At 58.3% G+C, this 25,442-nt stretch carries 24 protein-coding genes; 7 read left to right on the top strand and 17 right to left on the bottom strand.

Features of this window, described 5'->3' with window-relative positions; genetic code table 11:
- Nucleotides 1-8: 8 nt before the first annotated feature.
- From J3353_RS01030 to J3353_RS01005, 6 genes are all read right to left on the bottom strand, one after another.
- Nucleotides 9-713, bottom strand: coding sequence for an N-acetylmannosamine-6-phosphate 2-epimerase (locus J3353_RS01030; RefSeq protein WP_005934431.1), 705 nt, complete (start codon nt 711-713; stop codon nt 9-11).
- Complete coding sequence (locus tag J3353_RS01025) at nt 706-1,167, bottom strand: YhcH/YjgK/YiaL family protein (RefSeq protein ID WP_117534139.1); 462 nt, start codon at nt 1,165-1,167, stop codon at nt 706-708. The genes J3353_RS01030 and J3353_RS01025 overlap by 8 nt, the downstream gene beginning before the upstream one ends.
- A 71-nt stretch (nt 1,168-1,238) precedes the next feature.
- Nucleotides 1,239-2,168 carry a dihydrodipicolinate synthase family protein gene (locus J3353_RS01020; protein WP_207683894.1) on the bottom strand — a complete coding sequence of 310 codons (930 nt, stop codon included), beginning with the start codon at nt 2,166-2,168 and terminating at the stop codon, nt 1,239-1,241.
- A 292-nt stretch (nt 2,169-2,460) separates the two neighbouring features.
- Entirely contained in the window at nt 2,461-3,438 is a 978-nt protein-coding gene (locus tag J3353_RS01015; RefSeq protein ID WP_005934426.1) for a carbohydrate ABC transporter permease, read from the bottom strand.
- Between the two features lie 14 nt (nt 3,439-3,452).
- Nucleotides 3,453-4,379, bottom strand: coding sequence for a carbohydrate ABC transporter permease (locus J3353_RS01010; RefSeq protein WP_035394544.1), 927 nt, complete (start codon nt 4,377-4,379; stop codon nt 3,453-3,455).
- A gap of 134 nt (nt 4,380-4,513) precedes the next feature.
- Nucleotides 4,514-5,866: an ABC transporter substrate-binding protein gene (locus tag J3353_RS01005; protein WP_097771197.1), complete on the bottom strand. Its 1,353-nt coding sequence runs from the start codon at nt 5,864-5,866 to the stop codon at nt 4,514-4,516.
- A gap of 506 nt (nt 5,867-6,372) precedes the next feature.
- Here J3353_RS01005 and J3353_RS01000 point away from each other — a divergent pair.
- Complete coding sequence (locus J3353_RS01000; protein ID WP_005934417.1) at nt 6,373-7,224, top strand: MurR/RpiR family transcriptional regulator; 852 nt, start codon at nt 6,373-6,375, stop codon at nt 7,222-7,224.
- Nucleotides 7,225-7,274: 50 nt separating this feature from the next.
- Here J3353_RS01000 and J3353_RS00995 read toward each other — a convergent pair whose 3' ends face one another.
- Complete coding sequence (locus tag J3353_RS00995; protein ID WP_207683893.1) at nt 7,275-8,288, bottom strand: hypothetical protein; 1,014 nt, start codon at nt 8,286-8,288, stop codon at nt 7,275-7,277.
- A gap of 184 nt (nt 8,289-8,472) precedes the next feature.
- On the opposite strand from J3353_RS00995, the gene spoIVA reads away from it, so the two are divergent.
- Nucleotides 8,473-9,969 (top strand): stage IV sporulation protein A, encoded by a 1,497-nt coding sequence (spoIVA, locus tag J3353_RS00990; protein ID WP_207683892.1) that lies wholly within the window; start codon nt 8,473-8,475, stop codon nt 9,967-9,969.
- A gap of 170 nt (nt 9,970-10,139) precedes the next feature.
- Here the strand turns inward: spoIVA and J3353_RS00985 are convergent, their stop codons facing one another.
- The 10 genes from J3353_RS00985 to nth form a co-directional block, all read right to left on the bottom strand.
- Nucleotides 10,140-10,970, bottom strand: coding sequence for a sugar nucleotide-binding protein (locus J3353_RS00985; protein WP_207683891.1), 831 nt, complete (start codon nt 10,968-10,970; stop codon nt 10,140-10,142).
- Between the two features lie 2 nt (nt 10,971-10,972).
- Nucleotides 10,973-11,284, bottom strand: a complete 312-nt coding sequence (locus J3353_RS00980; protein ID WP_005934408.1) for an AzlD domain-containing protein — start codon at nt 11,282-11,284, stop codon at nt 10,973-10,975.
- Nucleotides 11,281-12,042, bottom strand: coding sequence for an AzlC family ABC transporter permease (locus tag J3353_RS00975; protein ID WP_154276079.1), 762 nt, complete (start codon nt 12,040-12,042; stop codon nt 11,281-11,283). The genes J3353_RS00980 and J3353_RS00975 overlap by 4 nt, the downstream gene beginning before the upstream one ends.
- A gap of 127 nt (nt 12,043-12,169) precedes the next feature.
- Nucleotides 12,170-13,981 (bottom strand): ABC transporter ATP-binding protein, encoded by a 1,812-nt coding sequence (locus J3353_RS00970; protein ID WP_207683890.1) that lies wholly within the window; start codon nt 13,979-13,981, stop codon nt 12,170-12,172.
- Nucleotide 13,982: 1 nt separating this feature from the next.
- Complete coding sequence (locus J3353_RS00965) at nt 13,983-16,232, bottom strand: ABC transporter ATP-binding protein (RefSeq protein ID WP_207683889.1); 2,250 nt, start codon at nt 16,230-16,232, stop codon at nt 13,983-13,985.
- Nucleotides 16,225-16,725 carry a MarR family winged helix-turn-helix transcriptional regulator gene (locus tag J3353_RS00960; RefSeq protein WP_156065779.1) on the bottom strand — a complete coding sequence of 167 codons (501 nt, stop codon included), beginning with the start codon at nt 16,723-16,725 and terminating at the stop codon, nt 16,225-16,227. The genes J3353_RS00965 and J3353_RS00960 overlap by 8 nt, the downstream gene beginning before the upstream one ends.
- 152 nt (nt 16,726-16,877) lie before the next feature.
- On the bottom strand, nt 16,878-17,384 hold the full coding sequence (locus J3353_RS00955) for a DUF2812 domain-containing protein (protein ID WP_207683888.1): 507 nt from the start codon (nt 17,382-17,384) through the stop codon (nt 16,878-16,880).
- Nucleotides 17,381-17,698: a PadR family transcriptional regulator gene (locus tag J3353_RS00950; protein WP_117534147.1), complete on the bottom strand. Its 318-nt coding sequence runs from the start codon at nt 17,696-17,698 to the stop codon at nt 17,381-17,383. Before J3353_RS00950 ends, J3353_RS00955 begins: the two co-directional genes overlap by 4 nt.
- Nucleotides 17,699-17,835: 137 nt before the next feature.
- Complete coding sequence (locus J3353_RS00945; protein ID WP_005934393.1) at nt 17,836-18,168, bottom strand: GlsB/YeaQ/YmgE family stress response membrane protein; 333 nt, start codon at nt 18,166-18,168, stop codon at nt 17,836-17,838.
- A complete protein-coding gene (gene nth, locus J3353_RS00940) occupies nt 18,165-18,866 on the bottom strand; it encodes an endonuclease III (RefSeq protein WP_207683887.1) in 702 nt (233 codons plus the stop codon). Before nth ends, J3353_RS00945 begins: the two co-directional genes overlap by 4 nt.
- A 188-nt stretch (nt 18,867-19,054) precedes the next feature.
- Here nth and J3353_RS00935 point away from each other — a divergent pair, with 188 nt between their 5' ends.
- The 5 genes from J3353_RS00935 (at nt 19,055) to mutS (ending at nt 25,435) form a co-directional block, all read left to right on the top strand.
- Nucleotides 19,055-20,329 carry a replication-associated recombination protein A gene (locus tag J3353_RS00935; protein ID WP_005934388.1) on the top strand — a complete coding sequence of 425 codons (1,275 nt, stop codon included), beginning with the start codon at nt 19,055-19,057 and terminating at the stop codon, nt 20,327-20,329.
- A gap of 23 nt (nt 20,330-20,352) precedes the next feature.
- Nucleotides 20,353-20,739, top strand: a complete 387-nt coding sequence (locus J3353_RS00930; protein WP_097771183.1) for a Fur family transcriptional regulator — start codon at nt 20,353-20,355, stop codon at nt 20,737-20,739.
- A 100-nt stretch (nt 20,740-20,839) separates the two neighbouring features.
- Nucleotides 20,840-22,222, top strand: a complete 1,383-nt coding sequence (gene miaB, locus J3353_RS00925; protein WP_005934386.1) for a tRNA (N6-isopentenyl adenosine(37)-C2)-methylthiotransferase MiaB — start codon at nt 20,840-20,842, stop codon at nt 22,220-22,222.
- A gap of 69 nt (nt 22,223-22,291) precedes the next feature.
- Complete coding sequence (locus tag J3353_RS00920) at nt 22,292-22,699, top strand: YlbF family regulator (protein WP_207683886.1); 408 nt, start codon at nt 22,292-22,294, stop codon at nt 22,697-22,699.
- Nucleotides 22,700-22,819: 120 nt separating this feature from the next.
- On the top strand, nt 22,820-25,435 hold the full coding sequence (gene mutS, locus J3353_RS00915) for a DNA mismatch repair protein MutS (protein ID WP_207683885.1): 2,616 nt from the start codon (nt 22,820-22,822) through the stop codon (nt 25,433-25,435).
- Nucleotides 25,436-25,442: the final 7 nt, after the last annotated feature.

The raw sequence follows: 25,442 nt of genomic DNA, 5'->3' as shown, positions 1-25,442 counted from the left end.
TCCCCGTTTTACTTGTTCATGGCGTTGATGGCTCCGGTGAAGCGGGCCGTAATCTCGGCAGGGCGGGTGATGGCACCGCCTACCACTAGTGCAAAAGCACCGGCTTCCAGTGCCTTGACGGCCTGCTCGGGGTAGTGGATGTGGCCCTCGGCAATGACTTTGGCGGGGCACTCGGTGGCCAGCTTGTGGACGAAATCAAAATCGATGTCGTCAATGCCCTGGGTCTCAGGGGTGTAGCCGCGCATGGTGGTGCCCACAAAGTCGGCACCGGCCTCGGCGCAGGCCATGGCGTTCTCAAAGTTGTCGCAGTCGGCCATCACCAGCTGATCCGGGTACTTTGCCTTGATGGCGCGGATGAACTCAGCGGAGGTGGAGCCGTCCGGGCGGAGAGCTCCCGTGCCCTGCACCGCCAGAATATCCACGCCGCAGGCCACCAGCTCGTCCACTTCTTTCATGGTCACAGTGATGTACATGGGGGTGCCGGGGTAGTCCTTTTTGATGATGCCGATCACGGGCAGGTCCACGACCTCCTTGATCTGGGTGATGTCCCGCACGGTGTTGGCACGGATGCCCACCGCGCCGCTCATGGCGGCAGCCTTGGCCATCAGGGGCATCACGCCGCCCTCCTTGGTGTACAGGGGCTCGTGCTCCAATGCCTGGCAGGAGACGATCAGCCCGCCCTTGATCTGAGCAAACAGTTTTTCCTTATCCATGATACTTATCCTCCATCTTGATCTTGACAACAGCTTTGCGGACACGATCGCAGCCGGGCATTTCCACGCCGGGGCGGTGCAGCTCACCGGGGAAGAAGAGGACGAACCGCCCCTCGCCCAGAGCGCCGAAAACGGCATCCTCGCTGTCCTTTTTGCCGATATCCGGCTGGTAGGGCTCCACCTCGGTGCCGGGGGCGGTCTCGTAGCCCCAGCCCTCGCCGCCGGTCAGGTCGATCTGCAGATCGGCGTAGAGACGGTGATATTCGGCGTGGGAACCGGTGTGAGGTTTGAGGTCGGCATCCATCACATTGATGAACACCTCGTCGCCGTCCACTTCGGTACGGCCCAGCGGCAGGGTATCCAGCGGGTGTGCGGCCAGAAACTCAATGGCCGTGTCGAGGTTTTTGTGGAACCCCTTGTACAGATGCAGTTGATCCAGGGTATCGCAGATCATACGCTTTCCCTCCAAAAAAGAAGCGCCCGCCTCCCCTCTGAAAAGAGACGGAGAGGGGGCGCTTGTTCAGCTTACAGTTTTGCGATGGCGGCTTCGATCATGGCCTGTGCTTCGGCCACGATGGCCTCATCCTCGGGGACCAGGCTGGGCATGGGCTCACGCACGCCGCCCAGCTCCAGACCGTACATCCGGCGCAGGATCTCTTTCTGCACGGCGTACAGGTTGCCGTGGGCCTCACACATCTTGTAGATGATGCGGTCGGCCTCGTACTGGAGGGCCTGAGCTTCCTTGACCTCTCCCTTGTTGATATGCTCGTTCATGGCCAGATACAGCTCAGGCATCACGGCGTAGGTGCCGCCGATGCCGCCGTCTGCGCCAATGACGCGGCCGGAGACGAACTGCTCATCGGGGCCGTTAAAGACCACAAAGTTGCCTTCGCCGCGGGCAGCGATACCGGCATCCTTGAACATCTGGATGTCCTGGGTGGGCATGGAGCTGTTCTTGACAGCCACTACATTGGGATTCTTGAGCATCTCCTTCAGCAGGCTCATGGTCAGGCCGGTGCCAGCCAGCTGGGGAATGTTGTAGATGACGAATTCGGTATTGGGAGCAGCAGCGGACATGTCATTCCAGTATTTTGCAATGGCATACTCGGGCAGGTGGAAGTAGATGGGGGGGATGGAGGCGATGGCATCCACACCTACGCTCTCGGCATGGCGGGCCAGCTCCACGCTGTCGGCGGTGTTGTTGCAGCCAACATGTGCAATGACGGTCAGCTTGCCTTTGGCTTCGCTCATCACTGCCTCCAGCACGGCCTTGCGCTCGTCCACATGCTGGTAGATGCACTCACCGGAGGAACCGCCGACATACACGCCCTTAACGCCCTTGGCGATCAGGTGGCGGGTGAGGGCCTTGACACCCTCAGTGGAAATATTGCCCTCTGCGTCGTAGCAGGCGTAGAAAGCGGGGATAACGCCCTGGTACTTAGTGATATCTTTCATGGTTTGTCTCCTTAAGCTCCTATATGCTTATTTGTTCTGTTCACTGCATCAGCGCCCTCTTGCGGTGCCCTGCATCCGCTTCGGCCCTTGGTGCGGGCCTTGCGTCTTGCAGACCGCTGCGCCAAAAATTGCTTCCTGAACATCAAGCTCCAACGCTTTTCGTTCGGTCAACGGGATCAGCGCCCTCTTGCGGTGCCCAGCGTCTGCTTCGGCCCTTGGGCGGGCCTCGCATCCTGCTGACCGCTGCGCCAAAAATCCCTCCCTGTTCCCGCCGCAGGCGGCGGTCGGGATTTTAGCCCTTAACGGCACCCATTGCGATGCCTTTGGTGAAGTACTTCTGGAAGATGAGGAAGATGATGATGATAGGCACAGCAGCCAGTGCAGCACCTGCCATGATCAGACCGAAGTCGGTGCTGTTTTCCGCCTGCAGCTTTGCAATGCCCAGAGAAATGGTCAGGTTGCTGGTGCTGGACAGCATGATCAACTGCATGAAGTAATCGTTCCAGCTGTTGATAAAGGTGAAGATGGCCAGAGCACCGATGCCCGGCTTGACCATGGGCAGCACGATGCTGATAAAGGTCTTGGCTTCACTTGCGCCGTCAATGCGGGCGGCTTCCAGCATTTCAGTGGGGATGCCCTCGCTGAACTGTTTCATCAGGAACACACCGAATGGCCAGCCGACGATGGGGAAGATGACAGCCCAGATGGTGTTGTAGAGGTTCAGGGCACTCATCTCACGCAGCAGGGGGATCAGAATGACCTGCTTGGGCAGAGCCATTGCGCACACGATCAGGGTGAACAGGAGCTGACGGCCCACAAAGCGCTTCTTGGCCAGTGCATAACCGGCCATGGCGGCAGTGATGCAGGTCAGGATCATGGAGACAACAGCCATGAACACGGTGTTGATCATCCAGCGCAGGGCAGCAGGAGCAGTGGGTCCGACCGAGAAGTAGATGGGATCGCCGTCGGCGCTGAAGCGTGCACTGAAGGGGATGGCCAGCTGCCACAGCGGAGCGCTCTTTCCGGCAAACAGCTTCTGGTAGTTGGTCAGCACCCACTCATGGGGCCACCACTCGGGGGTGGTGGAGTTGATGGCTGCACCGGTTTTGAAGGAACCGGTGATGATCCAGTACAGCGGGAACGCAAAGGTCACGGCCACGATGCTGATCAGGATCAGGGTCAGGATGGTATAGGCGCTGGCCTGCTTGAGCTTGCTGGGGTGACGCTTCAAGGGCTTTTGCTTTTTTGCGGTTGCAGCAGTTGCACTCATTGTTACGCACCTCCTCAATTATTCTGGTTGCCAGCCTTGAACTGGATAGCAGACAGGATGGCAATGATGATGGCAAGCACAACACCCATGGCGTTGCCGTAGCCGTAGCGGTACAGCTTGAACGCGGTGTAGTAGATGTAGTACATGATGGTATCGGTGCTGTGGTTGGGGCCGCCGGAAGTCAGCAGCTGGATCAGCGCAAAGCACTGGAAGGAGTTGATGGTGGTGATGACCAGGATGTACAGGGTGGTGGGCATGATGGCGGGCCACTTGATCTTCCAGAAGCACTGGAAATCGGTCGCGCCGTCCACTTCGGCAGCTTCTACGATGGACTGGTCCACGTTGCCTAGGGCGGAAACATACAGAACGATGGGCTGGCCCACAGAGGTGGTCAGCAGGATGAGGATGATGCAGCCCAGAGCGAACCGCTCATCGCCCAGCCAGTTGATGTTCTTGTCGATCAGCCCCAGCGTCTTGCCCAGATAGTTGAAGATGCCGTAGTAATTGTTGTACATCCACTTCCAGACAACGGTAACGGCAACGGAACCGGTGACAACGGGCAAGTAGAACACGCAGCGGAAAAGGCTGGTGGCCCACTCGGGCAGATCCACGATGGCGGAGCTGACCCACAGCGAGAAGGCGCAGGTCACAGGCACCGACACGATAACGATGATGAAGGTGTTCTTCAGAGCACCCAGGAAGATCTTATCGGCGAACAGCTCTTTGTAGTTTGCAAGGCCGACAAAGACATCGGCGCGGTTCATGGTGGAATCAAAGAAGCTCGTGACCACGCAGAGGATCATGGGGTAGATGACGAACCCCAGAAAGAAGATCAGGCTGGGCAGAAGGAAGAGATAGGATGCGATGGTCTCCTGCCGGACCAGTGCGCGGCTGCGCTTTGGCTCTTTGACTTTTACGGTGGTAGCAGCCAAGAAAATCACCAAACCTTTCGTTTAGCTCCGGTAAAATGACCGGCTCCCGACGGAACTTGCAAAAAGAATGCCCCTCCCTCGCCGGGATTATCGAGGAAGGGGCAAGGTTTATAACGTTACGATGAAAAACTCAGGTGGTGCGCTTATGCCTCGGCAGTAGCGGCAGCATTTGCGTTCTCAACAAAGGTAGCAACGGCCTGCTCAACGGGCTCGCCGGTGCCAACGCGCTGCAGCATGTTCCACCACTCGGTACGAGCGGTTGCCCAGCCCGGGGTGATCTGGTAGTAATCGCCCAGGAAGCCCATGAACTTGGTGTACTCGCTCATAATGTCGTTGCCGGCGTAGATGTCGCCAACGCTCTCACGAACGGGGAAGTAGGTGGAAGCCAGAACGCTTGCGCCAACCTGGTCGGGGTCAGCAGCGATGAAGTCGATAAAGGTCTTAGCGGCTTCGATCTTGGCCTCGTCGCCGTTGTCGAAGATGCCGAAGCCCCAGATGCCGCCGCACAGCTTGGGATCGCCGCTCTCGGTGGGGAAGGCCATGGGGAAGATCTCGTCGCCGCTGTTGGTCAGGCCGGCATCGTTGTTGTCGGAGTTCAGCTGCTGTGCAATGTTCCAGCAGAATGCCATCTGCAGAGTGCCGTTGCGGAACAGGGTGATCTCCTCGCCGCCGTTGATGGAAGCATCAAAGTTCACGCCCTTGGCATCGTACAGAGCCTGGATGGCCTTGATGTTCTCGGGGGAGTCAGCGGTGTACTTGGTGTGCTCGGCATCGGTGAAGGTGCCGCCATACATGTTGTTGATGATCGCGCGGGTGCCCTGGTCGCCGCCCTGACCGCTGCAGTAGATGGCTGCAACATTCTCATAACCGCCATTGTACAGTGCGTCAACGGTCTTGAGGAAGCCGTCGGTGCTCCAGGTGTGCTTATCAGTATCAATGTACTGGTCTGCGCCCACTTCCTTGACCTTGGTCATGTTCACGGCCATGCAGTGTGCGGTCATGCACAGGGGATACTCATAGTAGTCGCCGGCATCGTTCCTGCAGGCAGACTCAACGGAAGCGTAGATGTCCTTCTTGGCATCGTCGGTCCACAGGTCATTCAGGGGAGCCATAACGCCCTTCTTGCCCCAGTTGGCAACCAGACGCTCGGGACCTTCCATGATCAGGTCGGGTGCGCTGCCGCCCTCAATGGCGGTGTTGACCTGGTCATCACCATTGGTGTAATCCAGGTACTCAACGGTGACCTTGATGTCGGGATATTTTGCGTTGAAGCTGGAGATCAGCTCCTGCACAGTCTCGTCCTTGCCCCAACCGCCGATGGGGTATGTCCACAGCTTGATGTTTGCGCCAGCTGCGGTGCTTGCCGCTGCAGAAGCTGCAGTGGAGGAAGCAGCAGTGCTGCTGGAGGAGCTGCCGCCGCATGCGGCCAGTGCACCGGCTGCACTCAGGGCACCCACGGCCTTCAGGAAAGAGCGGCGAGAGATACTGTTTTTCATAAGAAACTTCTCCTTACTCATTGATGTAGTGCGATTCTGCTCTGCGGCCCTCGTGTGGGAACCGCTTCTATTGGCCTTATTATAGAAAAATATTTTCATTTTGTCTATCGGCTGTCTGCCCAATAATGAAAGGATTTTCTTGTGGATGTCGCACAATTTTAGCGAAAAGACTGGCCTTTTGGGCAGGATTCACGGAAATTTTGAAAGTTGTAGCTATTTTGTAACCATTATAGAAAAACCACACTTTTTGCCAGTGAAAATAGTTTTCACTCAAAAAAGAGTGGAAAATCCGGTAAATTGAAAAGGATTTTCACAAATAAGTCATACTAATGCGACAAATTTGGGCGCTCTGCACAGAAACGAACCTGAATTTGTAGTCAAAGCCCCTCTTGCCAAGCGGCAGGGATTCTTTTATACTTTTCTCAAAGGAAAACTTCCCGACAATGGTGTTGGCGTGTGCGGCCGGCCCTTCCGGCGGGAAACGGAGCAGGAAAAAGGAGACCATCATGTCTACGACCACAAACTTCTGGGAGCTGCTGCAGCAAAGGCAGGACGAACTGACAAAATCCGGCCGTGCTGTGGCAGATTACCTTGTCCACCATGCCGACGAGGCACAGTACCTTTCCATTTCCTCCCTTGCGCGGGAATGCAAGGTAGCAGAGGCAACGGTGTTCCGCTTCTGCCGGGCATTGGGCTTTGAGGGCTACCATGAGATGCGCATTTCGCTGGCGCAGGCCAACGCCACCGGTGCGCTGGTCAACCAGCATGAGCCGGAGCCGGGCGCTACCACCGCCAGCCTGTGTGAGCACGCCAGCGGCCTGTTTCTCACGGCCATCAACGGCACCCAGAATTCTCTTTCGCCCGAAGCTGTGGAACAGGCCGTGGATCTGATGCGTGCGGCGCGGCAGGTGTTCTGCCTGGGTCAAGGCGGCAGCATGCTGCTGGCAAACGATATCTGCGCCCGCTTTTCCAGCCTGTCCAATAAGTTCCGCACCGCAGGGGACAGTCATCTGCAGATCCTGGCTGCCAGCCTGATGGGCCCGGAGGATGTGGTGCTCTTCATCTCCTATTCCGGCGCGACCCGCGATATGCTGGAAACGCTGCGCACGGCCAAGGCATCCGGCGCAAAGATCATTCTGCTCACCCATTATGAGGATTCGCCCGGCGCAGCCATGGCAGATGTGGTGCTGCGGTGCGGCGCGCAGGAAAGCCCGCTGGATTCCGGCAGCATCCCCATCAAGGTGGCGGTGCTTTATGTGGGCGAGGTGCTTCTGCTCCGCTATATGCTGGATGACCCAGAGCATACCAACGAAGCCCAGGACCGCACCAGCGAGGCAGTGGCCATCAAGTTGATCTGAACAGTAAAACAGGCGGCATCCAACTTTGGTTGGAGCCGCCTGTCTTTTCGTTATAAGAGCGCTATAGTTTCATCCGGGAACTGCTTCTGGTAGTAGGTCACCTTCCACCGGATATTTTCCGGTTCCACCGGCGCAAAGTGGAGCGAGGAACAGGCGGTGCGGGTATCACCCTGCTGCTTTCCGCTCACAAAGATCGCCGTTGGGCCGTCTGCCCCGCCGATGATGCCAATGGCTCCATCTTCCGTGGGTGCGTCGCTTTTCCGGATGGGCTTATCACTAGAGGCGCAGTCGTTCACCTGCACCCAGCCGGTGGTCACGGCGGGGGTCAGGGTGTAAGTCATTTCCACAAATTCCCGGGGCCATTCCATGGGCGGCCCCATGTGGGGGAGGTCATTCTCCGGCAGCCGGGCCGGTTTCAGGTCTTTGACCGTCAGCACGCAGGGCACACCGGTGACGGGGTGGGCAAACTCCACGGCCTTTCCGGGCGCTGCCGTGAACTGCACCGCTTCGGCAGGCTGTTCCCGCTGGGTGAGGGTCAGTGTCAGGCTGGTGATGTGGGCCGGCCTGCGCTTTGTCGCCCAGGGAAAGCTCCACTGCCGGAGATCCCAGCCTTGTTCCAGGTCAAGCCCGTAGTGCTTCACGATGTCCCGCGCGGCCTGTTCACCGCTGCAAACGATCTCCTCTTCGGAGCGGAGGGGGTTATAATATTCCCCGGCACCGCGGCTGTACTCCACGGTTTTGCCGTTGATGGCTACACTTGGCAGATAGTCAAAAGAACCAAACGGGTCCGCGGCTTCGGCCAGTTCGACAACTTCCGGCGGGCATTCGTCAATATCCATCCCTTCGTAAGCGGCCAACTTCTGGTAATGCGCTTCGATCGCTTCACGCTCCACCCGGCGGCAGATGTCTACAACCAGCCCTTTTCCACAAAGGTAAATCGCCGGGATGATGAAATGCTGCCCGCCCCACACCGAGTGTGCCCCGCAGGACACTTCCTGCCCGGGGCGGCCCCGATGCGGGCGGTGACAGCCCGGATTGTCCTCAAAATAAACCTTCCACTCCATCTGCGTTCCACCTTTCCATACATTTTTCTCTATTGTAGCGTAGGAAAGATTTTCTGTCAACCGACGCTTTTTCGCTAGGTGCCGCTCATATCCTGCCGCCTGTCCGAATAGACTGTTTCCGAGAAGCAGACGCAGAAGGTGCGGCCTTGCCGCCCGGTGCGGACGGGAGAGAGGAGAGAGCAATTTGGAAAAACAGGAGTGTTTGGAAGCCACTGTCTGCCGGGAGATCGGGGCACGCACCGGCGGGGAGATCCTGATTGGCGTGGTGGGGCCGGTGCGTACCGGCAAGAGCACCCTCATCAAGCAGTTTATGGAGCAGCTGGTGCTGCCCGCCATCGGCCCGGCGGACGCAAAGCTCCGGGCCCGGGATGAGCTGCCGCAGTCGGCGGCAGGGCGAACGATTATGACCACAGAGCCGAAGTTCATCCCGGAGCAGGCCGTGCCGCTCCAACTGGAGGGCGGCGGGGAATGCCGTATCCGGCTCATCGACTGTGTGGGCTATATGGTGGAGGGAGCCATGGGTCACGAGGAGGACGAGAAGCCCCGCATGGTCAAAAGCCCCTGGTTCGAGGAAGAGATCCCCTTTGACCTTGCCGCTGAGACCGGCACCCGCAAGGTCATCCGGGATCACTCCACCATCGGCATCGTGGTCACCACCGATGGCTCCATCAGCGAGATCCCCCGGGAAAACTACCTGCCCGCCGAAAAGCGGGTGGTGGAAGAGCTGGAAGCGCTGGGCAAACCCTTTGTCATCCTGCTCAACAGCACCCGCCCGGATGCTCCGGAGACAAAGGCTCTGGCTGCAGAGCTGGAACAGGACTACGGACGCACGGTCCTGCCGGTGAGCTGTCTGGATCTGCAAAAAGATGACCTGCTGTCCATCCTGCAGCGTGTCCTCTACGAATTTCCGGTGCGGGAGCTGGATTTTGCCATTCCCCGCTGGGTGACGATGCTGGAAAAGGGCCACTGGCTCCAGAACGAGATCTACACGGCGGCGCTCCAGTTTTCAGAGAAGATCAGCCGGATGAAGGATGTTCCGGCCCAGAACAGTGCCGGGGCGCTGGCCGGGGATTCGGTGCAGGAGTCTGCCCTGAGCGGCATGAACCTTTCCGACGGCGTGGTGCGGGTGACCGTTCTGTTGAAGCCAGAGGTGTTCTACCGCGTTCTCAGTGAGCAGACGGGGCTGGAAATTGGCGACGAAGCGGGCCTGATGCCCTGCATCATTGAGCTTTCCCGGGCAAAGCGGGAGTACGAGAAGATCCGCAGTGCACTGGAACAGGTGGAAGCCACCGGCTACGGCATCGTGATGCCAAGCATCGAGGAGCTCTCGCTGGAGGAACCGGAGATCGTCCGGCAGGGCGGGCGGTACGGTGTCCGACTGGAAGCCAGCGCACCCTCCATCCATATGATGAAAGCCGTCATCCATACCGAAATCAGCCCCATTGTGGGCACCGAGAAGCAGAGCGAGGATCTGGTGCAGAGCCTGCTGGGCGATTTTGAAGCCGACCCGGAGAGGCTGTGGGAATCAAACATCTTTGGCAAGAGCCTGCATGAACTGGTGAATGAGGGATTGCAGAACAAGCTCCTCCACATGCCGCAGGAAGCCCGCACCCGCCTGCAGGAAACGCTGGAACAGGTCATCAACGATGGCTGCACCGGATTGATCTGTATTCTGCTGTAACATAAAACGACCCTCTCAGTCACGCTGACGCGTGCCAGCTCCCCCGAAGGGGGAGCCAACGCATCTGACAGGAAGAAAACTGCTGATTTGCAGAATCTTACCTCGAAGCTGCAATTGCCTCTCCCTTTGGGAGAGGTGGCAATGCGGAGCATTGGCGGAGAGGGTCGTTCTTATTTTTGATAAAACCTCAAACAGCCTTCAAAACTGCTCAATGTATCATGGAATCGAATCCCCTGTGCGGCCAGCTTTGAGCTGTCCATCACAAGGTTGCGGGAGAAATCAGCAGGCTCGATCTGCACCTGCACGCCCAGCACTTCGGCAAACTGCCGGGCCGTTGTGACCATGTCGGCATCGTTCCCGCTGCCAAAATTGTATACACCGCCGGGCAGCTGCAAGGCGGGGAAGAGCTGTTCCACCACCTCCCGCACCCAGCTGACACCCCGGTGGTCGTTCGGTGAAAAGCGAACGGGAGTACCGTTTTGTGCGGCCTGCAGCAGGTTCAGCGGCAGATTGCCCCGGAGGGGCAGGCCATCGCCGGGCAGATCGTACATCCACGGAGCCCGCAGAAGCACCGCCTCCGGGCAGAGCGCAAGGACCCGCTCCTCGGCCTCCAACTTGTGCTGACCATAGGTGTTGGCGGGGGAGAGCGGCAGCGTTTCGGGCAGGGGGCCGGGCTGGGTTACACCTGCGTACACCTGATCCGAGCTGAATGAGATCAGTTTGGCCCCGGTGTCCCGTGCAGCTTTTGCCATCCAGACAGGCAGTTCGACGTTGGCACGCTGGGATTCCTCCGGGTGCTGCTGGCAGTAGCCGGTATCGGACAATGCCGCCAGATGCAGGATGACATCCGGCTGCACGGTTTCCACAAAACGGCGAATGGCGGATTCATCGGCAGCGGCCAGAGATCCACGCGGGAAGGTAATAAGCTCTGCACGGCCCTGCCACTGGTGCAGTACTCGGGAACCCACAAAGCCGGAGGATCCGGAAATTAAGATCTTCATGCTCAGTGCACCAAAAACAGTTCCAGCACAAGCACCACGGCACAGCAGGAGACGGACACCTGAAACAGACTGGCTCCGAACCATGCGGCGGCGATGCCCACTACCAGCGCGGCTGCACCGGCAATGGGGCTCTGGGTGGCGTTGATGATGGCCGGGAAGGTCATTACGGCCAGCGTCACATAGGGCACATAGTAGAGGAAGGACTGGATGAACTGGTTTTTGATGGGTTTGCGGATAAGGGTCAGCGGCAGCACACGGATAGCGTAAGAAACGGCGGCCATCACGGCGATATAGACCCAATTATTGTAGGTCATGCCTGCACCTCCTCAGTTCCGGCAGTTTCCGGTGCTTCGGGTGTAACAGGGAACAGGATGGCTGCCCCGCAGGAGATCAGCACCGTCAGCAGGATGGTGCGGGTGCCGTCCGAAAGGGAAGCGATGCCGGGCAGGCAGCCGCAGGCAAAGCTCAGGGCAAAGCTCAGCATCACCAGCACGGCAACGACCCTGTTCTTCCGGGCGGGGGGAATGATGATGGCCAGGAACATGCCGTACAGGGCCACGCTCAGGGCGCTGACCACACGCACCGGCAGCAGATTGCCCGCAATGATGCCCAGCGCTGTGCCCATGGCCCAGGCGGGGGCCGCCAGTGCTATGGCACCGTAGGTGTAGAACGGGTTCAGATAGCCTGGCCGTGCGATCGTGATGCCAAACAGCTCGTCGGTGACATCGTAGCCGATGATGAGCCGGTGGAAGAACGGCGTGCCTGGGGCAAATTTCTGGGCCAGAGCGCAGCTCATCAGCAGGTAGCGCGCGTTGGCGATCAGGGTGATGATGGCAACTTCCAGATAGGTGGCACCGGCAGCGATCAGCGAAAAGGCTGCATACTCACCGGCAGAAGCATTGTTGAACAGGCTTGCAAAAAAGCCCTGAATGGGGGTCAGCCCCGCATTGCGGGCTGCAATGCCCAATGAGAACGAGACAGCAAAATAGCCCAGCGCAATGGGCACGCCATCCCGCATCCCCTCGCAGAATACCTTGCGGCTGAATGCGTAGGGCTTTTGAGTGGTTTCCATGAGTGGTTACTCCTTTCCTACTTCAAGACACAAAAATAAGTATAGCACATCCGGTAGGAATTGACAAAAGAAAAAGGCTCAGGTTTTTGATCGAAACCTGAGCCTTTTTCAAAGAAGGGAGCGTGGCTTAATCCACAACATCCTCAAACTGGCTGTTGTACAGGTCAGCGTAGAAACCGCCGGCCTCAATGAGCTGGTCGTGGGTGCCCTGCTCCACAATGTCGCCGTCCCGCATGACAAGGATGAGGTCTGCATCCCTGATGGTGGACAGGCGGTGGGCGATGACAAAGCTGGTACGGCCCCGCATCAGGTTGTCCATAGCAGTCTGGATGCGCTGTTCGGTGCGGGTGTCCACACTGCTGGTGGCCTCGTCCAGGATCAGGATGCGGTTGTCGGCCAGAATGGCCCGGGCGATCGTCAGCAGCTGCTTCTGGCCCTGACTGACGTTGGAAGCGTCCTCGTTCAGCTCCATCTGGTAGCCGCCGGGCAGGGTGCGGATGAAGTGGTCGGCATTGGCGGCCTTGGCGGCGGCAATGACCTCTTCGTCGGTGGCATCCAGACGGCCATAGCGGATATTCTCCATGATGGTGCCCTTGAACAGCCAGGTGTCCTGCAGCACCATGCCAAAGCCCTCGCGCAGGGCACTGCGGTCAAAGTTGCGGATGTCGTGGCCGTTCAGGGTGATGGAGCCGGAATCTACATCGTAGAACCGCATGAGCAGCTTGACCATGGTGGTCTTACCGGCACCGGTGGGGCCAACGATGGCGACCTTCTGGCCGGGCTGCACCTTACAGCTGAAATCGTGGATGATGGTCTTTTCGGGCACATAACCGAACCGGACATGGTCAAAGGTGACCTGGCCATCGATGCAGGCAGGGTCTGCCCGGCGGGCAGGGTCGGCCAGCTGATCCTCTTCGGGCTCGTTCAGGAACTCGAACACGCGCTCGGCAGCGGCGGCCATGCTCTGCAGCATGTTGGACACCTGTGCCAGCTGCTGGATGGGCTGGGTGAAATTGCGGACATACTGGATAAAAGCCTGGATATCGCCGATGGTGATGATGCCGTTGGCGGCAAAGATGCTGCCGACGATGGCAACGGCCACATAGCCCAGGTTGCCCACAAAGTTCATAATGGGCTGCATCAGGCCGGAAAGGAACTGGCTCTTCCAGGCGGATTCAAACAGCTTGTCGTTGGCGGCGTTGAAGTCCTCCAGCACGGCGGCCTCCCGGTTGAAGGCCTTGATGACGTTGTGACCGGAGTAGACCTCCTCCACCTGACCGTTCACAACGCCCAGGGTGGCCTGCTGGGCCTTGAAGTATTTCTGGCTGAACCTGACTACCAGCATCACCAGGACCAGAGAGACGGGCAGGATGAGCAGTGCGATCAGGGTCATTTTGGGGCTGATGGACAGCATCATGATCAGCACGCCGATCATGGTGGTAATGCTGGTGATGAGCTGGGTCACGCTCTGGTTCAGGCTCTGGCCCAGGGTGTCCACATCGTTGGTGATGCGGGAGAGCACCTCGCCGACCGTCCGCTTTTCAAAGTAGGCCAGAGGCAGGCGGTTGATCTTTTCGCTGATCTGGCGGCGGAAATCATAGCAGACCTTCTGGGAAAGGCCGGTCATCAGCCAGCCCTGAATGAAGCTGAATGCCGCAGAGCAGAGGTACATGGCCAGCAGGATGAGCAGGATCTTGCCGATGTAGGCAAAGTCGATGCTGCCGGTCCCCCGCAGCTTGGCGATCCAGCCGGTGGCAAGGGCCGTGGTGGCCTTGGCCAGAATTTTGGGGCCTGCGATATTGAAGATGGTGGAAAGGATGGCAAAGACCATCACAACGATGAGGGAGAGCTTATACTGGCGCAATGCGCTGAGGAGCTGCCGCAGAGTGCCCTTGAAATCCTTGGCGCGCTCGGTGGTCTGTTTTCCGGGTCTCGGCATATCACTCATCCTCCTTTCCGGTGTTCAGGTCTTGCAGGTTGAGCTCCTTCTGGCTCAGCTGGCTCCTGGCAATCTCCTGATATTCAGGGCAGGTGGCCATGAGCTGAGCATGAGTGCCCTTGCCCACCAGCCTGCCATCATCCAGCACCAGGATCTGATTGGCGTGGAGGACGGTGGAAATGCGCTGTGCCACGATGATCACAGTGGCATTGTCGGTCTCTTCCTTCAGCGCACGGCGCAGGGTGACATCCGTCTTGTAGTCAAGGGCAGAGAAGCTGTCGTCGAACAGATAGATCTTCGGCTCCTTGGCAATGGCGCGGGCGATGGAGAGCCGCTGCTTCTGGCCGCCGGATACGTTGGAGCCGCCCTGTGCAATGGGGCTTGCATAGCCCTCGGGTTTTGCGTCGATGAACTCGGTGGCCTGTGCGATGGAAGCCGCCTTCTTCATGCCCGCATCGGTGATCTGCGCACCGCCGAATTTCAGGTTGCTCTCGATGGTGCCGCTGAACAGAACGCCCTTCTGGGGAACATAGCCCAAAAGGCTGTGGAGCTGCTCCTGCGGCATCTCCCGCACATCGATGCCGTCGATGGTCACGCGGCCGCCAGTGACATCATAAAAGCGGGGGATGAGGTTGAGCAGGCTGGATTTGCCGCAGCCGGTGGAGCCGATGATGGCTGTGGTCTCGCCGGGGTTTGCAGTAAAGCTGATGTGCTCCAGCGCGTCGCTGTCGGCACCGGGGAAGCGGAAGCTGACATCCTCGAACCGGACCACGCCATCCCAGTCCTTCTTTTCAAGGGCGGGCTTTGCGGTGGCAGCGTCGGGATCATGGATGGAAGCCTTGGTGCGGCAGACCTCGTCGATACGGTCAGCAGCCACACCGGCACGGGGAAGCATCACGGCCACCATGGCCAGCATCAGGAAAGACATGACGATCTGCATGGTGTAGGTGATGAATGCGATCATCTCGCCCACCTGCATATTTCCGGCATCCATGGCCTTGCCGCCGAACCAGACGATGAGCAGGCTGGTGCCGTTCATGATCAGGGTCATAAAGGGCATCATGGCCACCATGGCGCGGTTGGTGAACAGCTGGGTGCCCATCAGCTCCCGGCTGGCAGCATCAAAACGCTTTTCCTCGAAGGATTCGCGGCTGAATGCACGCACCGGCATCACGCCGGTCAGGATCTCGCGGCTGACGAGGTTCAGCTTGTCCACCAGGGTCTGCATGATCTTGAACTTGGGCATGGCGACGCTCATCAGAACCGTGATGAGCAGAAGCAGAGCGGCCACGTCCAGCACGATGATCCAGGCAAGGCCGGTGTTGCCCTGGGTGACGTGCATCACGCCGCCGATGCCCAGAATGGGAGCGTAGGCCACCATGCGCAGCAGGATGACACAGGTGAACTGCACCTGCTGGATATCGTTGGTGGTGCGGGTGATCAGGGAAGCGGTGGAGAAATTCTCGATCTCCGCGTTGGAAAAGTGGATGACCGAGGAGAAGGTCTCTCTGCGCAGCTCCCGGCCGATGGAAGCCGAGACGCGGGAGGCAATCAGGCCCACCAGAATGGCAACGACCACCATCAGCAGGGTCAGGGCCAGCATCTGGCCGCCCACACGGAAGAGGTAGGCCATCTGTACATCATGGGAAACGCCCTGTGCCTCATATTCCAGGCTGACCAGCAGAGTAGCCTGACTTGCCATGCTGGAAAGGGTGGTCTCGTCCACCTGTTCCATGGCGCTGGCCAGCTGCTGCTGGATCATTTCCCGTGAAAAGCCGGGCATCTGGGCCATGGCTGCGAACTGGGCACAAACGGCATCCAGATCTTCTGCCGTAGGAGCAGCGGTCATGGCTTCTGCTTCATCCCCGGCAGGGGCGTTGGCATTCTGCGCCGCCGCCATATACAGCACGATATCCGGTGTGGTAACGGCCTCCTCCAGAGCGGTACGCTCAGCATCGGTCAGGTCACTGCGGAGCTTCAGAACACCATCGTCCTGAAGATAATATCCGTAGGCATTCTGCAGTGCATCCGCATCCTCTTCGCTCATCAAAAGCGAGAGGGTATCCAGTGTGCTTTGGCGCACAGTCTCCGGCAGGGGGCTTTCAATGCCGCCCTGCTGGATGCCGGTGTCCACGATCCTGCTCGTGTAATCCGGCAGGGAAAGGTCGCAGTAGGCTTGCACGAACAGCAGAGCCACCACGGCAAGGCAGGCGGCCCAGTGGCGGGCCAGCTGCTTGAAAATTTTACCCATTTTCGTTTTCTCCCTTCAATTTTGCTTGTTGCTCCGCATTTTCCGCTTCCACAGCCTCCAGCAGTACACCGGTCAGGGAGAACAGCTGCTCCCGCTGCTCTTCCGGGATGCGGCAGATGACCCGCTCAAAGTAACGGCTGATGGCAGTTTCGACCTGGCGGCTGGCATCCAACCCCTTTTCCGTGGGGCGCACCAGCGTTTTGCGGCGGTCATTGGGGTCTGTGATCCGCTCAATGAGTCCATCCTGCTCCAGCTGGCGCAGCGCGCGGGAAACAGCGGGCAGGGGCTGTTTGACGGCGGCAGCCAGATCGGAAACATAGATGGTGCCATTCTGGCCATGCTCTTCAATGGTCATCAGCACGCCTTCCAGCATGATGAAATGACACTTGGGGCAGCTTTCCAGTGCCATTTTGGCACCGCGTTTGCCTTCTGTGCTCAGCCGATGCAGATAATGGACCACGGCGAACAGTTCCGGTGCGCTCTTCTGCGGCATACGAATCCTCCTTATCACTTGACGGATGCAAATACTTAACACATGATAACTATTTGCTAATGACAATAATATACCCGCCTGCATCGGAATGCAAGCGGGTAAAAATGAACTTTTTGAAAACTCTGAAGATCCTGCACATCAAGGAGAAAAAATCACTCGTGGAGCTGACGTTCTTCCACCAGACTCTCTCGTTTGCTGCTGATACGTCCCAGCCCGTAGGCCAAAAACGTGGCGCAAAGCAGGTTTAGCCATGCCAGTGATGCACCGCTGAAGGTGTTGGTAACGCCTATGAGAAGGTTTGCCAGACAGAGCAGCCTCACCATCTGTCCAATTTTGTTCAGGTGGGAGATACGGGAATCCACATCCGAAAACATATCAAAGGGACCTAGCTGGGCGCTGCGGCGGAAATATCCCCAACTGAAGCAATGCCCAACGCTCTGTGCTTCCAACTCTCCCATGAAACTTTCAAAATCCGGGGAACTGTCCAGCATGGCAAGCCGGATGATGTACTGGCCGGGTTCCGTCTTTTCAAAGGTGTAGGTGCAGAACCCGGCATTCTGCAGGGCCCAGCCCTCCTGCGCCATTTCGTTGAGCCAGCGTTCTTCTTTTTCAAATTCCCAGACCCAGAAATTCCGATGCAGCGTTTTTGTTTCACTCATACCTGTTCCTCCTGTAAAATGGCGCGGCCATTGGCAGCAAGCTCCTCCAGCCGGACCAGCTCCTGTTTGAGCACCTTCAGCCCGGCGGAGGTCAATTGGTATTCTTTTTTGCGGCTCCCGCTTTCCATGGGCAGGGGAGAGATCCAGCCCTTTTCGCACAGGGCATTCAGGGCACCGTACAGGGTTCCGGCAGCCAGCCGTACCCTTCCGCCGGAGAGCTGCTGGGTCTCCTGCATGATGCCGTAGCCATGCCGCGGATGATAGAGGGAAAGCAGGATGTAGTAGGTGGTTTCCGTCAGTGCCGGATTTTCCATTATATCACCTCACTTTGTATCGCTATACGATATATCATGGATGAATTATATCGCTTCTCGATATAACTGTCAAGGGGCTGAAAATAAAAAAGCTCTCCCGGAGGGGAGAGCAAAGACAAACAACCAGAGAAAACCGGTCAACGATCGTGGAACAGTCGGTTATCCACCCAGATGCAGACGCAGGCACCCAGCACCGAGATAACAAAGGAGCTGATGCTGCCGGTGGCATGGATGCCGATGAGGCCGAACAGGAACTCGCCCACAAAGCTGCCCAGAATGCCCAACACAATGTTGCGGCCGGTGGAGGTCTGGGTGCCCATAAAGCGGTTGGCGATGTGACCGGCCAGAGCGCCTACCAGCACGCCCACGAGCAGGGAAGCCAGCAGGCCGATCAGAGAGAACAGGCCCATCAGCACGCCCACCAGAGCGCAGATCAGGGCAAGGACGATCAGGATAGACAATGTAATCATACAGAAGCCTCCTTGGTTTCTTTTGTAAGAACGGCGTTTTCTGCCGCGTACCGGCAGATATCGTTCAAACAGCACTTTTCACATTCGGGTTTGCGGGCATTGCAGACAGCCCGGCCATGCATCACAAAGCGGTGGCACAGGTCGCTGCCTTCCTCCGGCGGGATGATCTTCCACAGGGCCATCTCCACCTTCTGCGGCTCCTTGATGCCATCCACCAGCCCGATTTTATTGCACAGCCGGATGCAGTGGGTATCTGTGACGATGGCGGGCTTGCAGAACACATCACCCATGATCAGGTTGGCGCTCTTGCGGCCCACGCCGGGCAATGCCAGCAGCGCTTCAAAGGTGGTGGGCACTTTGCAGTTGTATTTATCCCGCAGTACCCGCATACAGGCCGAGATATCCCGGGCCTTGCTGCGGCCCAGCCCACAGGGCTTGACGATGGCCTCGATTTCCTCGGGCTCTGCCGCAGCCAACGCTGCTACATTGGGGTATTTTGCAAACAAGTCCTGTACCACAATGTTCACCCGGGCATCAGTGCACTGAGCCGCCAGCCTGACGCTGACCAGCAGCTGCCAGGCGTGGTCGTAATCCAGCGTGCAGGCTGCATCCGGATATTCTGTTTTCAGCCGGTCGATGACCTGGAGCGCCAGCTCCTTTTTGGCAGAGAGATCTTCTGCCGCAGCGGCTATCTTCATCTGTACCCCTCGTTTCTCGTAAATGTACTATGATAATAGCATGTTTCGACCTTTTTGTAAATGGGATTTGCAGCATCCATCTGAGAATGATTTTCATTATTGCTCTTGCTGTTCGTGTAAAAATGAGGTATACTATTTCTATATAAGGCCCATGCAGAACAGCAGGGCAGTACAGGAGGGAACGCCCGATGAATGAACCGCTGGCGCAGCGTATGCGCCCCAAAACGCTGGCCGAAGTCTGCGGCCAGCAGCATCTGCTGGCCCCGGGGCGGGTGTTCCGCCGCACCATCGAGAGCGGGCGTATCCCCAATATGATCTTTTACGGCCCATCCGGCACAGGCAAGACCACCGTGGCCCGGATCATTGCCGAGAACAGCGGCATGACGCTCCACAAGCTCAACGGCACTTCCTGCGGCACGGGGGATATCAAGGCAGTGCTCAAGGATATCGGCACACTGGCCGGGGCGGGGGGGATCCTGCTGTACCTCGATGAGATCCAGTATCTGAACAAGAAGCAGCAGCAAAGCCTGCTGGAGTGCATTGAGGACGGAACTGTGACCTTAATCGCCTCCACCACCGAGAACCCCTATTTTTACATCTATAATGCACTGCTTTCCCGCTGCACTGTGTTCGAGTTCAAATCGCTGACAGCTGCGGATGTGGAGCAGGGGCTGCGGAACGCCCTGAAAAAGCTTTCGGAGAGCGAGGGTACGCCCATCCGGATGGAGGACGATGCCTGTGCCTATCTTGCTGAGAGCGCGGGCGGCGATCTGCGCAAGGCACTGGGTTGCCTTGATTTTGCAGTGACGGCGGCGGCTCCCGAACCGGAGGGAAAACACATCACGCTGGATATGATCCAGCAGGTCACCCGCCGCACTGCCATGCGGTACGACCGGGACGGCGATGACCACTATGATATCGTGTCGGCTTACCAGAAATCCATGCGCGGCTCCGACCCGGATGCAGCGCTCCACTATCTGGCCCGGCTGCTGGAAGCCGGGGATCTGCCCTCTGCCTGCCGTCGGCTCATGGTGTGCGCCTGCGAGGATGTGGGCCTTGCCTACCCGCAGATCATCCCCATCGTCAAGGCGGCGGTGGATATCGCCAACGCGGTGGGCCTGCCTGAAGCGCGGCTGGCCCTGGCGGATGCAGTTGTGCTGGTGGCGACCAGCCCCAAATCCAACAGCGCCCATGATGCCATCAACGCCGCCATTGCGGATGTGCAGGCCGGGCGTACCGGGCCCATTCCCCGCCAGCTGCAGAACAAGCACTATGACGGCGAGGATGCGCTGGTAAAGGGCCAGAATTACAAGTATGCCCACGATTACCCCAACCACTGGGTCGAGCAGCAGTATCTGCCGGATGTGCTCAAGAATACAAAATACTACACCTTTGGGGAAAACAAGAACGAGCAGGCCTCCCGCGCATATTGGGCGCGGATCAAGGGCGAAGAGAACGTATAAAGGGAAGAGAAGGAGAGAGGAAGATGCGTTATTCCAAACAGCGGGAGCTGGTGCTGCACACCGTGGAGCAGCTTTGCGACCACCCCACCGCCGAAGAGATCTTTGATAAGGCGGCCCCGGAGTGCCCGGGCCTGAGCCTGGGCACTGTCTACCGCAACCTGAACAGTCTGGTGGAGGCAGGCATGGTGCGCCGGGTGTCCATTCCGGGCAGGGCGGATCGTTTTGATCACACCCTGTGCTGGCACAGCCACCTCTACTGTACAGCCTGCGGCGGCGTAGTGGATGCCGATGTGGACGAGAAACAGGTGATGAGGCTGGTGCGCCGCCAGAAGGATGTTGTGGTGCAGGACTGCGCTGTGGTGCTGTTCGGCCTGTGTGAAGCATGTGCCAAAAAGCAGGCAGAAGGCTGAATTACCCCGAAGGATTCTGAAATTTGCGGTTTCCCACTTGCCCTTATGGCAGAAAGAGGGTATACTAAAAAGAGCTTTTGAAAAATAAGGATGGTTTTTATTGGAATACATTAACTTTGAACACAACGAGACGGCTGCGGAGCTGGTGCGTGCGGCTTACGACACCCCGCCGCTGGCCTTTGTACACAGCTATGGCTGTCAGCAGAATGTCAACGATGGCGAGCGCATCAAGGGCGTGCTGGTGGATATCGGCTACGGCCTGTGCGATAAGCCCGAGGATGCAGACCTCATCCTCTTCAACACCTGCGCTGTGCGGGAGCACGCCGAGCAGCGCGTGTTCGGCAATGTGGGTGCATTGAAGGGCCTGAAGGAGAAAAAGCGCGGCCTGATGATCGGCCTGTGCGGCTGCATGGCCAACCAGAAACATGTGGTGGAAAAGCTGCGCAAGAGCTATCCCTATGTCGATCTGGTCTTTGGCGTGGATGGCATCGATACGCTGCCCCAGCTCATTGCTCAGAAGCTGCAGAAGCATAAGCGCGTGCTGATGGAGCCTGCCCAGCGCCCGGTCATCGTGGAGAACATCCCCATCCGGCGCGAAAGTGAGTTCCGCGCCTGGCTGCCCATCATGTATGGCTGCGACAATTTCTGCACCTACTGCATCGTACCTTATGTGCGGGGCCGTGAGAAGAGCCGCAAGCCCGGCGATATCCTGGCGGAGTTCCGGGGGCTGGTGGAAGCGGGATACAAGGAGATCACTCTGCTGGGCCAGAACGTGAACAGCTACGGCAAGGGCCTGGAAGAACAGGTGGATTTTGCTGACCTGCTCAATCTGCTCTGCGCTGTGCCCGGCGATTACCAGATCCGCTTTATGACCAGCCACCCGAAGGATGCCAGCCACAAGCTGATCGACACCATTGCGGCCCAGCCCCACCTGTGCAAGCACCTGCACCTGCCGGTGCAGTGCGGCTCGGATGAATTGCTGAAAAAGATGAACCGCCATTACACCATCGGGCAGTACATGGAGCTGATCGAGTACGCCCGCAAAAAGGTGCCCGGCATTACCTTCTCCAGCGATATCATCGTGGGCTTCCCCGGGGAAACGGAGGAGGATTTCCAGGACACGCTGGAACTTGTGAAGAAAGTCGGCTACATGCAGTTGTTCACCTTCATCTACTCCAAGCGCACCGGCACCAAGGCAGCGGAAATGCCCGACCCCACCCCCCGCGCGGAGAAAACCGACCGGATGACCCGTCTGCTCAAGGTGCAGGACGAGATCGCAATGGATCTGGTCCGGCAGCAGGTGGGCCAGACTGTCCGGGTGCTGGTGGAAGGCTATGGCCGCAGCGACGGAACCCTCTCCGGCCGGTTGGACAACAACCTGACCGTGGAGTTTGCCGCAGACCCCGCCCTGATGGGCAGCTACGCACAGGTGCACCTGACCGGTGCCCGCGCCACCGTCCTGCTGGGCGAACTGGAAACGTGATCCCGGGGCACACCGGCCCCAATGATAATGTAACTATAAAAACAAACACATCAAAGGAGATTTTTGATTATGGATTGCATCGATCTGTTCAAGCGCGCCGCCATGGCACTGCAGACTGACCCCCGTTACCTGGCTCTGGATCAGGCCCGCAAGGCAAACGACAAGGATGAGGAGCTGCAGAATCTCATCGGGGAATTCAATCTGGCCCGCATGGATCTGAACAACGAGATCAGCAAGAACGAGCGCAGTGATGAGCGCATCGCCGAGCTGAACACCAAGGTCAACGACCTGTATGGCAAGATCATGGCTGACGAGGGTATGACTGCTTACAACGAGGCAAAGCGCGACTGCGAGAACCTGGTCAACTACATTGATGCCATCATCAACACCGCAATGAACGGCGGCGACCCCATGACCGTGCAGGAGCCCAGCGAATCCTGCACCGGCAGCTGCTCCACCTGCGGAGGCTGCCACTAACAGGTAAAATGAGAACGCGGCTGCAAATCGCAGGCCGCGTTTTCCTTCCATTCGCAGTTACTTACTGCAAACCGACGGAAAGAAGCAAAGCGGCATAGCCCGCAGGAAAGGTGAACGATTATGGCAGAACTGTCGCCCATGATGCAGCAGTATATGGACATCAAGAAGCAGTATAAGGACGAGATCCTGTTTTACCGCATTGGCGACTTTTACGAGATGTTCTTTGACGATGCGCTGACCGCCTCCCGGGAGCTGGACCTGACCCTGACGGGCAAGCAGTGCGGTATGGAAGAGCGTGCCCCCATGTGCGGCGTGCCCTTCCACAGCTACGAGGGCTATGTGGCCCGCCTGATCGCCAAGGGATACAAGGTGGCGATCTGTGAGCAGATGGAGGACCCGTCCAAGGCAAAGGGACTGGTCAAGCGCGATATCATCCGGGTGGTCACGCCGGGCACTGTCATTGAGAGCAGTATGCTGCAGGATGACAAAAACAACTACATTGCAAGCATTTTTCTGAAAGGGAATGCGGCGGGCATCTGTTTTGCCGATGTTTCCACCGGTACGGCCCACATCACCGAGCTGAAACGAGAGAAGATCGTGCCTGCCGTGATCGCGGAGCTCTGCCGCTACCATCCCAGCGAGGTGCTGATGAATCCCGGAATGCTGGACTGCCGTGAGCTGACCGGCTATATCAAAAAGAACATGACCTGCTCTGTGGAGCTGGTGGAAGAGGAGCGCTACGCTCCGGGTCTGGTGGCCATCTCGTTGGAAAATCAGTTTGGCCGCAATTGGGATGAGACGACCTCTATTGATAAAAAAGGTCTGGTGCGGTTTGCCATGGCCGCGCTTCTGGAATACCTGCACACCACCCAGATCAAAGGTGTGGAGCGCCTGAAGACCGTCATCAGCTACAATGAAGCCCAGTATATGCAGCTTTCGCCTGTGACGCGGGCCAACCTTGAACTCACCGAGACCCTGCGGGGCCGCGAGAAGCGGGGGACCCTGCTCTGGGTGCTGGACAAGACCAGCACTGCCATGGGCAAGCGGCTGCTCCGCACCTGGATCGAGCAGCCGCTGCTTTCCAGCGATGCCATCAACCGCCGTCTGGATGCTGTGGAAAGCCTGGTCAACCAGACCGTACAGCGCGGCGATCTGATCGAAGAACTGCATTACATCGCCGATCTGGAGCGTATGATGACCCGCACGGTCTACGGTTCAGCCACGCCCAAAGAGATCTATGCCATGGCACAGACCTGTGAGCGCCTGCCCAGCCTGCGCCAGCAGGCCGAAAGCTGCGGCTGCGCCGAACTCAGCGAAATCGTCTCCAGGATCGACCCGCTGAGCGATATCAAGGACAAGATCTATGCCGCTGTGGACCCTGACGCACCTTCTACCTTGAAGGATGGTGGTGTCATTGCCAAGGGCTACCACCCCGAGGTGGACGAGCTGCGTTCCATCCGCGATAACACCAAGGGCGTGCTGGCTCAGCTCGAGACCCGCCTGCGGCAGGAGACCGGCATCCCCAAGCTGAAGATCGGCTATAACCACGTGTTTGGCTATTTCATCGAGGTCAGCAACTCTTATAAGGCACAGGTGCCGGAGAGCTACATCCGCAAGCAGACTCTGACCACCGGCGAACGCTACATCACACAGGAGCTCAAGGAGCTGGAAAATAAGATCCTGGGTGCCCACGAGCGGCTGATCGCTCTGGAACACCGGCTGTTCAATGAGCTGCTGGAAAGCATTGGTGCCCAGCTCGACCGCATCCAGCGTACAGCCAACGCCGTGGCAGAGCTGGACGTACTGGCTGCTCTGGCTCAGGTGGCAGCAGAAAACAACTACTGCCGCCCCACTGTGGATGAGAGCGACCAGCTGACCATCGTGGAGGGCCGCCACCCTGTGGTGGAGCAGATGCTCAAGGGCAGTCTGTTCGTACCCAACGATACCACCCTGAATTGCGGTGAGGATCGCTGCCTCATCATCACCGGCCCTAACATGGCAGGCAAATCGACCTATATGCGCCAGAATGCGCTGATTGCCCTGATGGCACAGATCGGTTCCTTTGTTCCGGCCAGAGAGTGTCATGTGGGTGTAGTGGATGCCATCTTTACCCGTATCGGCGCGTCGGATGACCTTTCGGCAGGTCAGTCTACCTTTATGGTGGAGATGACCGAGGTGGCAGAGATCCTGAAGAACGCTACCTCCCGCAGTCTGGTGGTGCTGGATGAGATCGGGCGCGGCACGTCCACCTTTGACGGCATGAGCATTGCCCGCGCCGTGGTGGAGCACATCAGCGACCCTGCCAAGGGACTGGGCTGCAAAACCCTCTTTGCCACCCATTACCACGAGCTGACGGACCTTGAGGGCACCATCAGCGGCGTGAAAAATTACAACATTGCGGTGAAAAAGCGGGGTGAGGACATCACCTTCCTGCGCCGCATCGTTCGCGGCCCTGCCGATGACAGCTATGGCATCGAGGTGGCAAAGCTGGCCGGTCTGCCCGGCACTGTGACCCGCCGCGCCCACGAGGTGCTGCGCGCACTGGAAGCCACTGCCCCCAAGAACAAGGTGGAGCAGATGGACTTTGACGCGCTGCAGGAGTATAACTCTCCCGCAGTGCCCAGCGAGGTGCTGGAAAAACTGGATGCGCTGGATGTGGAAACGCTGACCCCCATTGAAGCGCTGAATTTCCTGTACGAGCTGAAAAAGACCTTGAAGGGCAGCCTGAACGGCTGATTTCCTA

The organism is Faecalibacterium sp. Marseille-Q4137, from assembly GCF_017377535.1.
In the GTDB taxonomy this organism is placed as follows: domain Bacteria; phylum Bacillota; class Clostridia; order Oscillospirales; family Ruminococcaceae; genus Faecalibacterium; species Faecalibacterium duncaniae.
This window is presented reverse-complemented; position numbering and strand designations above follow the sequence as displayed.

Bases quoted from the DNA above. Each gene is read 5' to 3' on its own strand.
- mutS (WP_207683885.1), top strand. From the start codon at position 22,820: ATGGCAGAACTGTCGCCCATGATGCAGCAGTATATGGACATCAAGAAG.
- J3353_RS00965 (WP_207683889.1), bottom strand. From the start codon at position 16,232: ATGGGTAAAATTTTCAAGCAGCTGGCCCGCCACTGGGCCGCCTGCCTT.
- J3353_RS00945 (WP_005934393.1), bottom strand. From the start codon at position 18,168: ATGATTACATTGTCTATCCTGATCGTCCTTGCCCTGATCTGCGCTCTG.
- J3353_RS00970 (WP_207683890.1), bottom strand. From the start codon at position 13,981: ATGCCGAGACCCGGAAAACAGACCACCGAGCGCGCCAAGGATTTCAAG.
- J3353_RS00935 (WP_005934388.1), top strand. From the start codon at position 19,055: ATGAATGAACCGCTGGCGCAGCGTATGCGCCCCAAAACGCTGGCCGAA.
- J3353_RS01000 (WP_005934417.1), top strand. From the start codon at position 6,373: ATGTCTACGACCACAAACTTCTGGGAGCTGCTGCAGCAAAGGCAGGAC.
- J3353_RS00950 (WP_117534147.1), bottom strand. From the start codon at position 17,698: ATGGAAAATCCGGCACTGACGGAAACCACCTACTACATCCTGCTTTCC.
- J3353_RS01005 (WP_097771197.1), bottom strand. From the start codon at position 5,866: ATGAAAAACAGTATCTCTCGCCGCTCTTTCCTGAAGGCCGTGGGTGCC.
- J3353_RS00995 (WP_207683893.1), bottom strand. From the start codon at position 8,288: ATGGAGTGGAAGGTTTATTTTGAGGACAATCCGGGCTGTCACCGCCCG.
- J3353_RS00960 (WP_156065779.1), bottom strand. From the start codon at position 16,725: ATGCCGCAGAAGAGCGCACCGGAACTGTTCGCCGTGGTCCATTATCTG.
- J3353_RS00980 (WP_005934408.1), bottom strand. From the start codon at position 11,284: ATGACCTACAATAATTGGGTCTATATCGCCGTGATGGCCGCCGTTTCT.
- J3353_RS00955 (WP_207683888.1), bottom strand. From the start codon at position 17,384: ATGAGTGAAACAAAAACGCTGCATCGGAATTTCTGGGTCTGGGAATTT.
- J3353_RS00985 (WP_207683891.1), bottom strand. From the start codon at position 10,970: ATGAAGATCTTAATTTCCGGATCCTCCGGCTTTGTGGGTTCCCGAGTA.
- J3353_RS00975 (WP_154276079.1), bottom strand. From the start codon at position 12,042: ATGGAAACCACTCAAAAGCCCTACGCATTCAGCCGCAAGGTATTCTGC.
- nth (WP_207683887.1), bottom strand. From the start codon at position 18,866: ATGAAGATAGCCGCTGCGGCAGAAGATCTCTCTGCCAAAAAGGAGCTG.
- J3353_RS01025 (WP_117534139.1), bottom strand. From the start codon at position 1,167: ATGATCTGCGATACCCTGGATCAACTGCATCTGTACAAGGGGTTCCAC.
- J3353_RS01020 (WP_207683894.1), bottom strand. From the start codon at position 2,168: ATGAAAGATATCACTAAGTACCAGGGCGTTATCCCCGCTTTCTACGCC.
- J3353_RS00930 (WP_097771183.1), top strand. From the start codon at position 20,353: ATGCGTTATTCCAAACAGCGGGAGCTGGTGCTGCACACCGTGGAGCAG.
- J3353_RS01030 (WP_005934431.1), bottom strand. From the start codon at position 713: ATGGATAAGGAAAAACTGTTTGCTCAGATCAAGGGCGGGCTGATCGTC.
- J3353_RS00920 (WP_207683886.1), top strand. From the start codon at position 22,292: ATGGATTGCATCGATCTGTTCAAGCGCGCCGCCATGGCACTGCAGACT.
- J3353_RS01015 (WP_005934426.1), bottom strand. From the start codon at position 3,438: ATGAGTGCAACTGCTGCAACCGCAAAAAAGCAAAAGCCCTTGAAGCGT.